Below are 12231 nucleotides of genomic sequence, written 5' to 3' on the forward strand. Positions count from 1 at the left end.
ATGTGGCGGACCCTGTCCGACGACGCGCGTCAGGCGATCCGTGACCTGTGCGACAAGCACGGCGCCCGTCTCTACGACTACTGCCGCACCGAGCTGGCCGCGGCCGACGCCGAGCTGGCGGTGGCCGGGGCCGCGCTGACCGCCCACCTGTACGCGGACCGCGTGGTCGATCCGGCGCTGCGCCGGGCGTGGCTGTACTCGGTGGCGCGGGCGCACCGCGCGGTCGTCGCCAAGCCCGCGAGCATCGGCTCGTGGTCGCGGCCCGGCCGGATGTCGGAGCTGCTGCCCGAGGCCCTGCTCTCCCTCGACCGGCCGCAGCGCGAGCTGCTCGACCTGTCCGTACGGCACGGCCTGGGCGACGCCGAGATCGCCGTGATCTTCGAGCTGCCCCCGGACGAGGTGCGCTCGGTCGTCACCCGGGCCGGGGCCGCCCTGGAGGAGTGGTTCGCCGCGATCATCGCCGCGCGCTCCCGCGACGGGTGCGCCGACCTGGCGGCGCGCGTGTCGGAGTGGGTCAGCGCACCCGGCCGGCGGGCCAGGGCGCGGATCGGCCGCCACATCCACTCCTGTGCGACCTGCCGGGCCGCGCCCAGGACGATGACGGCCGGGGCGCTGCTGCGCCGCCTGCCGATCACGGCACCGCCCGGAACGCTTCCCAACCGGCTGACGTCGGCGCAGCCTCTGCCCGGAGAGGGACTTCTCTGGCGGGCGGACGGCTTCCCCGTGCAGGCGCGCCTGCTGCTGGAGACCGGCCCCTCGGCGCCGGTCCAGCCGGGTGCCGGCGTCATGCTGTCCGCCCCGGTCGCCGACCCCACGACGGCGACCGCGGGAAAGCCCTGGTCGGCGGCGGGCGCGGCCGCCGCCGACCAGGAGCTGCCCGGCCCACCGCCCCGGGACGCCGACCGGAACGTTCCGGACGTTCCGTCTCGGGACGCCGGCCGGAACGTGCCGGACATCCCGCCCCGGGGCGACCGGAACCTGCCGGACGCCCCGGCTCGGGACCTTCCGGCCGTGCCGGCGGTGCGGGGGCGGCATCCGTTCACGCCGCCGAGCCGTACCCGGGCCTTCCGCGGCGGCGCGTACGGCGACAAGCTCGTCTACACCGTGTCCACCAAGGGTGAGAGCAACGGCGAGCACCGCGACGGCGCCCTCATCCGCTACGGCGGGATGGACCTGACGGCGGGCGGCGACGGCGACCGATGGCAGGAGATCTGGCGGGACCCGCCGCAGGACGACGACGATCCCGAGACCGGCGCGCCGCTCCGGGTGGTGGCCAGGCTCGGCCTGGTCATGGGCGTGGCGCTGCTGGCGGCCGGTCTGGTGTGGGCCGTGATGAACGCGCGCGAGCACCCGGTCACGATCACCAAGGCCGCCGCGCAGACGAGCGTGCTGCTGGAGCGGCCCTCGCGGTGGGTGGCCGAGGTCACCGCCCCGCAGGCGGCCGGGTCCGCGATGACGCCGGTGCCGAGGAAGGCCGACCTGCCCAGGCCGGACCCGCCGGTGGCGCGGCTGTCGCCGTCGTCGCTGTGGCTGGGCCCGGAGCGTACGGGGTCGTTCCGGCTGTCGTGCACCGGCTCATGTGAGATCACCTCGGTCTCCGCCACGGACGGCATCGAGGTGTCGGGCACCCGGTTCCGGGTCCAGGAGCCCATGGTGTGCGTCCCCGGCGTGGAGCGCGGGGAGATCACCCTGCGGTGGGAGGGCCGCACCACCGGCGACGGCCGCCGCACGGGCGGCACCGCCACCGGCGGCGGCACGCTCACCCTCGACGTGGCGTGGAGCCGGTGCGGGTAGGGCCTCGGGCTCCGCGGAGCCCGAGGCCCTACCCCTGGGTCTGCTAGAAGAAGCGGAACTCGGAGTCGGGCTGCGGCAGCTCGACCCGGTCAGGCCCGTGGAACTTGACCTTGTCCTTCGGCAGGCCGGACAGCGGCGACGCGAACGGCACGACGACGCTGCTCTTCGTCAGGTCGACGGTCACCCGCGCGCCGGTCCCCGCCTCGTCGCTGTAGTTGGAGTCGGTGCCGGCGATCACCAGCCCGAGCCGGTGGCCCTTCTTGAAGATGTAGTCCTGCGGCAGCGTCTGCCACTTGACCTTGCCGTACTCGCCGACGGGCAGCGGCGCGGACTCGCTCAGCGACTCGCGGTTCTGCACGTCGATCCAGCCGCGGGCGATGATCTCCAGCGGGCGGGTGGCGACGTTGGTGACGACCTTGCGGTAGCAGCCGTCGTCGGCCGCGGTGCTCTCGCCCCAGCAGTCCTCTTCGGTGAGGGTGGTGATGCCCTGGCCGCGGCGCCAGTCGACGCGGGTGTCCTCGCCGAAGTCGACGAGCAGCGCGGTCAGGTTGGACGTCGGCTTGTCCAGCTTGACGCGCAGGTCCACGGTCGGCGTGCCGGACAGGCGCAGGTCCACCGGCAGCTCACCCGTGGTGAACGCCACCCGGCCCGGGTTGGGCGTGCCGATGTCGGCGACCATGGCGTTCTCGTTCATCCGGGTGTCGGTGAACGTCGCCGTGCTGCCCTTGGCGGCGCGGGACAGGCCGAGCGAGCCGTCGGGGGACGGGCGCAGCGGGGCCTTGACCGCGAACGGCGCCGGCCAGTCGCGCTGGGTGATCCACTGCGCCGGGCCGACCTCCACGTCGGCGCGGGGCTCACTCATGATGCCGTTCTGGACGCCGTGCAGCCAGTAGTCGAACCAGCGGTGCAGGGTGTCCACCCACAGTCCGCGCCGGCCCTCGAAGTCGAACGGGTCCACGTGCTGCGTCTGGCCGACCCAGATCTTGCGCGGCACGTCCCGGTCGGCCAGCGCCTGCCACCAGGTGGAGAAGTTGTCCGGCTTGACGTTGAGGTCGTTGACCGTGTGGACGACGAAGACGCTCGCCTTGATCTTCGAGGCGTCGGCCAGCGTGCCGTCGATGTAGTCGCGCTCGGCCCACAGCGGGTTGTAGTTCCCCGTGTCGTCGCCGTCGGCGGCGTCCAGCGCGTCGCGGACGGCCTGGCACTTGGCGTCGGGGTCGGTGTCGACGGCGTTGGTCAGGTAGGAGATGTAGTCGTAGTTGTAGATCACGCCGTTGGAGCGCTGGTACTTGTACCAGGAGCTGATCGCCGAGATCGGCACGATCGTCTCCAGGCCTTCGACGCCGGTGGCGGCGACGGCGTTGGCCAGGGTGCCGTCGTACGACTTGCCGATCATCGAGGCCTTGCCGGTGGTCCAGTCGGCGAGGGCCGGGCTGCCGTCGGCCTTGAAGCCCTTGGCGCGGCCGTTCAGCCAGTCGATGACGGCCTTGCCGCCGAGCACGTCGGCCGGGCCGCCCATGTCGGGGCAGCCGTCGGAGCGGGTGGTGCCGATCATGTCGACGTGGAGGACGGCGTAGCCGCGGGGGACGAAGTAGTTGTCGTAGAAGAGCGGAAATTTCGTGACATTTCCGGCGGCGTCGTAGGCCTTGCGCTCCGACTCGTTACCGCGGCCCGAGTTGTCGTAGTACGGGCTCTCGTCGATGATGACCGGAACCTTGAGACCGGGGCCGGACTCCTTCGGACGGATGATGTCCACCCGGACCTTGTCCAGGTTTCCGTCGGAGTCGCTGTCGACCGGCGCCTCCACGTACACGTGCTCGCGGACGGCGTCGGCGTAGGAGAAGACCGGCTGGGTGCGTCCGTCCTCGACGGTGATCGCGGGAGCCGCCGCGGCCTGGGCCGGGGTCGCGACGGCCAGGGAGAGGGCCAGGGCGGCGACGGTGAGGAGGGCTGGGCGTAATTGTGACACTCGTGACCTCCGGGACAGGTGATCAAAATTAGTGGCAAATCTTCCAGACGCGCAGGAAGCTGGCAAGATCCCAGCATGGATGTTCAGGAACGGGTCCGCGGCTGCCTTCTGGGCGGAGCGATCGGCGACGCGCTCGGGGCGCCGATCGAGTTCCACTCGTTACGGCAGATCCGCAAGGATCATGGGGCCGACGGCATCACCGGATATGTCACGACATGGCGGGGTCGGACGGGGCTCATCACCGACGACACCCAGATGACGCTCTTCACGGCCGAGGCCCTGGCCGGAGCCCGCGACGCGCATGCTGAGGTCGTGCGGGAGGTTCGGGAGGCGTATCTGCGCTGGCTCGACACGCAGAACCATCCGGCGCCTCCGCCGCCGGATCTCCCCCACCACACCGGACGCCTGCGTGAGGAGGGCTGGCTGTACTCACGGCGGGCCCCCGGCAACGCGTGCCTGTCGGGCCTGCACCAGTCCTTCCCCGGCCCGTCGCCGATGGGCCGGCCCGGTCCCGTCAACCCCGGGTCCAAGGGCTGCGGCACGGTGATGCGCTCGGCGCCGTTCGGGCTGGTGGCGCCCTCGCCCCGGGAGGCGTTCGAGTGGTCGGCCGCCTGCGCCCAGATCACCCATGGGCACGTGACCGGTTACCTGGCCGCCGGCGCGTTCGCGGCCATCGTCGCGTACCTGATGACCGGCGAGGAGCTGGAGCCCGCCGTCCGCCACGCGATGGGCCTGCTGGCCCGCCACCCCGGCCACGAGGAGACGACGGCGGCCCTGCGCGCGGCCGTGGCGCTGGCCGACCAGGGCGCGCCGTCGCCCGAACGGGTGGAGTCGCTGGGCGGCGCCTGGATCGCCGAGGAGGCCCTCGCCATCGGGGTGTACTGCGCGCTGGCCGAACCCTCCGTGGAGAGTGCACTGCTGCTGTCGGTCAACCATTCCGGCGACAGCGACTCGACCGGCTCCGTCTGCGGGAACCTCCTGGGCGCCCGGCACGGCGCCGCCGTCCTGCCCGCCGCCTGGTTGCGCTCGCTGGAGGGCCGCGAGACGATCGAGCGCCTCGCCGCGGAACTGTCCTGAACGCCGCCGCCACCACGGGGCGGCGTACGGAATCTAGGGTGGAAGTCCTCCAGCCGATGAGGAGTGGGTGCATGCGGAACGTCGCCCGGACGTCACTCGTGGACGCCGCCATCGCGGAGCTCCGCCGGGAGATCGCCGAAGGGGTGTGGCCGGTCGGGACCAAGATCCCGTCCGAGCACCAGCTGGCCGAGAGCCTCGGCATGAGCAGGTTGTCCGTACGCGAGGCGGTGCGGGTGCTGGCCCATGCCGGTCTGCTGCACACCCGGCAGGGCGACGGCACGTACGTCACGGCGACGGACGAGTCACAGGTCGCCCTGCGCCGCCGCCTCGACACGGCCGCGGCCATGGACATCATCGACGTGCGCCGCGGCCTCGACCTCGTCGCCGCCCGGCTGGCGGCGGGCCGGCGCACGGAGGAGGATCTGACGGCGATGCGTGCCTCCCTGGCCCGCAGGGACGCGGCCGGCGGGGCGGGCGACCTCGACGGGTTCGCCGACGCCGACGCGGAGTTCCACCTGCGGGTGGCGGAGGCCGCGCACAACGCCCTCCTCGGCGACTTCTACCGCACCATGATCGAGGCCCTGCGCGACAGCGTCAGAGATCGCGAGGAGGCCGCCCTCGAGCCCGACGACTCCCACGGGGAGCTGCTGAAGGCCATCGAGGACGGTGACCCGGCCCGGGCGGTCGCCGTCTCCATCGCCATCCTCGACCGGCAGGAACGCGGGCTCTAGCTAGAGCACCCGCGCGGCGAGCAGGCAGACGTCGTCCTCCATGTGGTCTCCGCCGAGCCGCTCCAGCACGCAGTCGATCAGTTCGTCGGGGTCTTCCGCGACGCACGCCTGCACGGCCTGGATCAGCGTGCGCACGCCCGTGTCGAGGTCCGCTCCGCGCCGTTCGACGACTCCGTCGGTGTAGAACAGCAGGACGTCGCCGGGTTCGAGCCGGGTGGTCGTCAGCTCGTACTCGGCGTCGAAGACGCCGAGCAAGGGGCCCCGGCTGCCCTCCAGCAGCTCGGCGCGGCCGTCCCTGACGAGCAGGGGGTTCGGGTGGCCGGCGTTCGTCCAGGCGAAGGTGCGGTCCTTGGCGTCGAAGTGACCGATGATCGCCGTGCCGGTCACCGTCACGCCCTCGTTGGTGCTGGTCAGCAGGGTGTTCAGCCAGAGGGCGAGCTGGTGCGCGGGCGCGCCGGTGTGGGCGAGACCGGCCAGGCCGGCACGCATCTGGAGCATGATGCCGGCCGCTGTCAGGCCATGGCCCATCGCGTCGCCGATGACGAGCAGTGCTCTGCCGTCCGGGACGGCACGGGCCTTGTACCAGTCGCCGCCGAGCCGGGCCAGATCCTCCGCGGGCAGATAGCGGACGGCGACGGCCAGTCCGGGCAGCCGCCTGACGCCCCGGCCGACCGGCAGGATGGTGTTCTGCAGGTGGTCGGCGACCCGGTGCTCCTCCTCGGCGCGCTCCCGCTGCCGGACCGCCCGCTCCTGCGCCCTGGCCTCGGCGCGTTCCCTGCGGCGGACCCTCGTCACGTCCTGGACGAGGAACCGGAGCTTGACCGGGACGCCGACGGTGTCCAGCAGCGGCTCGGCGACCACGCTCACGTGCCGCACGCCGTAGCGATGCTGGATCCTGAACTCGGTCTCGATCGACTCCCTGGCCTCCAGCAGCGAGTCGATCACGTCGTCGAGCACGGGCAGGTCCTCGGGGAGCACCATGGCCGGGATGTCCTCCAGCGCGACGGGCCCCGCGCCGGGGTCGCGGCCGAACACCTCGTACATCTGATGGGTCCAGATCGCCTGGCGGGTGGCCAGGTTCCACTCGCCCCAGCCGAGCCCGGCCGCGTCCTGCGCGCGTCTCCAGCCCGAGACGAGCATGTCCTTGTCGTCCAGCACGCACCAGCTCAGCAGGAGGCCGTCCGCCACCCGGGCGGCGCGGACGCTCATCGTGGAGGGCCAGAGCCGCTCGCCCATGATCTCGACGTGCTCCATCAGCGCGCGGTGGAAGGGAACGCCCGTCTCGAATGCCGTGATGTACTCGTCGAGCAGCCCGGAGGCCGCCACGCCCGGGCTGATGGTCAGCAGGCGCTGCCCTTTCAGCTCCTCGCCGATGCGCCCGTCCGGGGTCTTGCAGTGGCTGTTGACCGCCACGACGAAGAAGTCGACCACCCGGCCGAAGGAATCCTTGACCGGGCAGGAGTAGGAGGCCGAGTCGTGGAAGGTCTCCAGCATGGGCTTGACCCAGTCGCCGACGTCGGGCAGGGGGAGGTCCGGGACGGGCGGGGCCTGCACGCGCCTGGCCACCTCGTCCGGCTCCAGCCCGCTGTACTGGGCCATTCCGGCGAGTCGCTCGGCGGCCTCGCAGGGCCGGATGTTCTCCCTGGTCGCCAGCTTGGCGACCGCCTGGTCCAGGACGGCCTTGTCGCGCATCCGGCCGCGCACGCGTTCCAGCTGGGAGCGGAGCTTCGCCGTGGCGGCGGTGCTCTCATAGGGGGCGAGAGATGGGTACCGGCTCACACATCTCCCATGCCCCTGGTGGACGTAGCGAGATAGGGCTTTTGTCATGTTTCGGTAAAACCGCCGCCCACTCCGCGCCCGCCGCCGGACGGTCGCGGCCGGGAAGCGGCGCCGGCTTCGGTGTTCGCTTCGTGCCCGCACTTCGGCATTCACGCAGAACGCGCTTTTCACTCGCTTAGATTTTCGGGATTACCAGACAAAGCAGGAAATCGTGCGGCATGGTCGGGAGCGAACCCGATCTTCGGGAGGTTCCCCGCATGGACTTGCCGCGCTGTCCCGACTGCGGTGCCGCCTTGAAGGGCCGCGCAGCGTCGTGCCCCGGCTGCGGCCTGCTGTTGAGCGGGTCCGCCGCCGAGGCGTACCTGGCCCTCTCGGCCGAGCTCGCCGAGCTGGAGGAACGACGCAAGGCGCTGGCGAAGCGCCGCGCGGAGGCGCTCACAGGGATGCGCGCCGCCACCACAGAGGCGCTCACGCGGACGCGCGCGGACAGCGCCGAGGCGCTCGCCCAGAAGCGTGCGGACAGCGCCGGGGTGCTCGCCCAGAAGCGTGCGGACAGCACCGGGGTGGTGTCCCTGGAGGCGGCTCCCGAGCCGGGCTCCGCGGCACCACCGGCCGCGTCCGAGCCTGCGGCGAAGGAGCAGGCCGGGCCGCGGCGGGACCTGTCGCATCGGGCCGTGCAGAACCTGCTCCTGCTGCTCGGCGGGGTGCTGCTGTCGATCGCGGCGGTGGTGTTCACGCTGGTGAGCTGGCAGGTGCCGGCCCTGCGGGCGCTCATCCTGACGGTGTTCACGCTGGCGGTGCTGGCCGCCCCCTGGCTGCTCGTGCGCCGCCGCCTGGTCGCCACCGCCGAGACGGTGGCGCTGATCGGGCTCGTGCTGATCCCGCTGGACACCGTCGCCGTGCTGCGGATCTCCGGCGACGACGGCGGCCCTTCCGCCGGGCCCTGGCTGGATCCGCTGTGGGGTGTGGCCGTGGGCGCCGCCGCCCTGACCGCCGTGTGGGCCCTGTACGCGTGGCGGGCCCCGCTGCGGCTGCCCGCGCCGGTCGCGATCGTCCTCGCCCAGACGCCGCTGCCGCTGGCCGGGCTGGCCATGGAGGCGGACCTGCCGGCGGGCGGGGCGTGGCCGGCGGGGGCGCTGGTCGCCACCGCCGCCCTGGACCTGCTGCTGTGGCGGGCGGCCCGGCGCGCGCGAGCCGCCGCCGAGTACGTCACCTCCGCCGCCGCCGGCTCCATCACGTGGCTCGCCGGCGTGGGACTGGCAGGCATGGGCCTGACGAGCACGGCACTGCCCGGAACAGGCCCCGCCGGCACGGGCCTCACCGACTCCGGGCTGGCCGGCTCCGGGCCTGCCGCGGTGGCTTGGGGTGGGGCGTTCGGGTTGCCGGCGCTGGCGGGCGTGCTGGGAGTGGCGTCCCTGGTCGCGTTGTCGTGGGCCGGTGCGACGCGGGGGGCGGTCGCGCGCGGGGTGATCGGCGCCTGCGCGGCGCTTGCCGCGGCGGGGGCGCTGTTCGGGGTGCCCGTCCACGTCGTGCCCGGCTCGTGGGTGGCGGCCGTGGTCGCGGGCGCGGCCTGTCTTGTGCTGGCCGCCGCGATCGGGCTGCCCGCGCGCCTGCGCGACGGCGTCCGTACGGGCGGGCTGCTCGTGCTGGGCACGGCCGCCGCGTCGAAGGCGGCCGCGGTCGCCACGGTCGCGTTCGCCCCGCTGGGCTGGGTCATTTCCGCCTGGCCGGACCCCCCGGACCTCGGCCTGCTGAGCCCGTCCGGCATCCGGTGGGACGACTCCGTCGCGACCCCCGTGGTCATGGCGGCCGCGGCGCTGGGCTCCGCGCTCGTGCCCTCACGCGGAGACCTGTGGACGCCCGGGTTGCGGCAGGCCGTCTGCCTGGTCGCCGGCTCCCTGGCCGTGCTGACCGCACCGGTGGCGGCGGGGCTGCCGTACCCGGCGTCGCCGGCGGTGCTGGTGGCCCTGTGCGGCGCGCTGCTGTGGGCGGCCGACCGCCGCTCCGGGGCCGCGCTGTGGCTGGGCGGGTACGCGGGCGTGCTGGCCGCGTGCTGGGCGCTGGCCGACCGGCAGGCCACCGGGGCGGTCGCCGCCGGGCTGCTGCTGGTCACGGCGGTCGGCGCGGTCGCCGGGCGCCGGACGGCGGTACGGGCGGTGGGCGGTGCGGGGGCGACGCTGGCGGCGGGGCTGCTCGTGTGGGCGCTGTGCGGCGGCGGGATGGCGGCGGCCCTGGCGCTGCTCGGCGTACGCGCGGCCACGCTCGTCGTCACCCGGCCGTCGCGCCGGCTGGCCGCAGCCGTCCTGCACGCCCGCCGTACGTACGCCACCCTCGCCCTCGGCACCCTCGACCGGCTGACCCACCTGGTACGCCGGGGCGGGCGGACGGCGGCCGAGGCGGCCGCCGTCGTCGTGGGGCTGTTCGCGCTGGGGCAGCACCTGGACGAGGAGCAGCGGGCGCTCGTCCTGGCGGCCGCCGCCCTGCTCGCCGCGGCCTCGGCGTGGCGGCGTCCGCGCGGGACGTGGCGCACGGTCGCGGCGGTCGAGGCGTGCCTGCTGGCCGCGCTCGCGCCGCTGCCGCTGAGCAGGGCCGTCGTGCCCGCGCTCGTCGGCCCGTACGGATGGCTGACGAACGCCTGGGCGGGCGCCGCGGAAGGGGCGCGGGAGGCGCTCAGCCCGGCGGGACCCTGGCCGGCGCAACCGGCGCTGCTGCCGGTGCTGGTGCTGGCCGGGTCGGCGGCCACGTTCGCGGTGTGGGCGCGGTGGGGGCGTCAGGGCGCGACGGGCGTGGCGATGATCGTGTTCCCGCTGGCGGCCACGACGCTGCCGGTGGTGGCCGACCTGCCGTACTGGGCGGCGCTCGCCTTCCTCATCGTGTTGACGGCGGCGCTGGCGCTGTGGTCGGCGGTGACCCGGTCGGCGGCGGGCGGCGCGAGCCTGTGGACGGCGACGCTGGCGGTGTCCTGGTCCCTGGCCGACCAGACGGCGACGCTCGCCGTGCTGGCGGCGATCGCGGTGACGGCGGCGCTGTGCGCGGTCCGGGGCAAGGGGTCGCCGGTCACGAGCGTGGCCGCGTCGGTGACCGGGCTGGCGGTCGGGGCGGAGAGTGTGGCGGCGGCGCTCGGCGGCGGGCTCGGCGAGAGCGACGCGGCGCTGGTGCTGCTGCTCGTGGCGGTGCTGTTGTCACGGGCCGCCGCCCTGCCGGTCCTGCCGGGGGCCGTCGCGCTGCCGCTCGGCGGGGCCGCGTTGGCGTTGTGGCCGGTGGCCATGGTGCTGGCGCAGGACCTGGCCCGGCTGTCGCTGGTGCTCGCGGTGGGCGCGCCGGCGCTGGCCTCGGCGGCCGGGCGGCTGCGCCGTCCGGCTCGGGACCGGGCGTACGCGCTGGCCGGGCTGGCCTCGGCGCTCGCGCTGCTGCCGCATCTCGGGTTGTGGCGGCGCGTGCTGGAACACCCGTACGACGCGCTCGAACGTCCGTGGGCCCGGCTGTTCGACGGGTGGGAGTCCCCCGGCTGGGTCTGGTTCGTGGCGGAGCCCGCCGGGTTCGGGCCGTCGAGGGTGGTGACGGCGCTCGGGGTCGGGGCGTTCGCGGTGGTGACCTGGGTGCTGCTGGCGCGCGGGGTGCGTGGAGCGGCGGCCGGGCGTGCCGTGGCCACCGTCGCCGTGCCGGGGTGCCTGGTGCTCGTACCGGTCGTGGCGGATCTGCCGTACGCGGGGACGCTGGCGTTCTACGGGGTGGTGCTGGTCGCGCTGACCGTGCAGGCGGTCGCCGGTTCGCGTCCCGGCGTGGCGGGGGTGATGGCCGTGGCCTGCGCCCTGCATCTGGCGGTGTGGTCGCTGGACGATCCCGCGTACACGCAGGCGGTGCTGGGCGCGATCGCCGCGCTCGGGGCGGCGGCCGGAGCGGGCGCGCGCACGGAGCCCGCACGGACGGGTGCCGCCGTCGTGGCCACCGTCGCCGCGGGCGGCCTGGCGGCGGCCTCGGGGCTCGCGGCGGGCCTGCGCGTCGAGGTAGCCGCCTTCCCGGTCCTCGCCATCGCCGCCCTGGCAGCCCTCGCCGCCGCCCTCCTGACCCGCCTGCCCGCCCTCCCGCGACCCGCGGCCCTCCCACCGCCTGCGGGCAGCCGCTTCCCGGTCCGGCGGCCGGAAGCCTCCCGCGATCAGGACACGCCGTCCGGGCTCCGGGAACCGGGAGCGGCTCTCGACCGAGGTGCGCGGCGGGTGGTGCGGGCCGGGGTGGGGGTCGAGGTGGCCGGGTGGGGGCTGGCCGGGGTGTCGGTGGTCATGGTCGCCGCGGATCCGGCGTTCCTGTGCGTGGCGCTGGCGTGCTGCGGTGTGCTGGCGCTCGCCGTCGCTCTGCGCCGGGACCGGCGGCGGGCCGGATGGCCGGGGCTGGCACTGCTGCAGCTCGCCCTCTGGCTGCGGCTGGCGCTCTCCGGCGTGACCGCTCCCGAGGCGTACACGGTGCCGCTGTCGGTGGCCGGGCTGATCGCGGCGTGGCTGGTCAGGCGGCGCGACCCGGGCGTCTCTTCCTGGATCGGGTACGGCACCGCGCTGGCGCTGACGTTCCTGCCCAGCCTGTACGCCACCTGGCACGACCCCGGTTTGGCCCGCCCGCTGCTGCTCGGCGTGGCCGCGTTCGCCGCCACCCTGGCCGGCGCGCGGGCCCGGTTGCAGGCGCCGCTGATCCTCGGCGGGATCGTGCTGGTGGTGACGGCGGCGCAGGAGTTCGCGCCCGCGCTGGCCGCGTTCGTGGGCCAGGGCCCGCGCTGGCTGCCGATCGCGGTGGCGGGCGCGTTCCTGCTGTTCACGGGCGCGACGTACGAGCACCGCCTGCGCGACCTGCGCAAGATCCGCCGTCTGATCGTGAGAATGCGCTGACCTG

At 74.5% G+C, this 12231-nt stretch carries 6 protein-coding genes; 4 read left to right on the top strand and 2 right to left on the bottom strand.

Going from position 1 to position 12231, the window contains the following annotated elements; genetic code table 11:
- Complete coding sequence (locus ACIBP6_RS27905; RefSeq protein ID WP_397056773.1) at positions 1-1794, top strand: RNA polymerase sigma factor; 1794 nt, start codon at positions 1-3, stop codon at positions 1792-1794.
- 43 nt (positions 1795-1837) lie between these two features.
- Here the strand turns inward: ACIBP6_RS27905 and ACIBP6_RS27910 are convergent, their stop codons facing one another.
- Positions 1838-3763, bottom strand: a complete 1926-nt coding sequence (locus tag ACIBP6_RS27910) for a Xaa-Pro dipeptidyl-peptidase (RefSeq protein WP_397056775.1) — start codon at positions 3761-3763, stop codon at positions 1838-1840.
- A 75-nt stretch (positions 3764-3838) separates the two neighbouring features.
- Between ACIBP6_RS27910 and ACIBP6_RS27915 the strand changes: the two genes are divergently transcribed.
- Together ACIBP6_RS27915 and ACIBP6_RS27920 are read left to right on the top strand one after the other, a co-directional pair.
- Positions 3839-4840: an ADP-ribosylglycohydrolase family protein gene (locus tag ACIBP6_RS27915; RefSeq protein ID WP_397056777.1), complete on the top strand. Its 1002-nt coding sequence runs from the start codon at positions 3839-3841 to the stop codon at positions 4838-4840.
- Positions 4841-4911: 71 nt separating this feature from the next.
- Entirely contained in the window at positions 4912-5571 is a 660-nt protein-coding gene (locus ACIBP6_RS27920) for a FadR/GntR family transcriptional regulator (protein ID WP_132622723.1), read from the top strand.
- Here the strand turns inward: ACIBP6_RS27920 and ACIBP6_RS27925 are convergent, their stop codons facing one another.
- Entirely contained in the window at positions 5572-7350 is a 1779-nt protein-coding gene (locus tag ACIBP6_RS27925; RefSeq protein ID WP_397056779.1) for a SpoIIE family protein phosphatase, read from the bottom strand.
- 293 nt (positions 7351-7643) lie between these two features.
- Here ACIBP6_RS27925 and ACIBP6_RS27930 point away from each other — a divergent pair, with 293 nt between their 5' ends.
- A complete protein-coding gene (locus ACIBP6_RS27930; protein ID WP_397056781.1) occupies positions 7644-12227 on the top strand; it encodes an SCO7613 C-terminal domain-containing membrane protein in 4584 nt (1527 codons plus the stop codon).
- The last annotated feature ends 4 nt before the right edge of the window (positions 12228-12231 follow it).

It is taken from the genome of Nonomuraea terrae, from assembly GCF_044465245.1.
GTDB lineage: Bacteria > Actinomycetota > Actinomycetes > Streptosporangiales > Streptosporangiaceae > Nonomuraea > Nonomuraea terrae.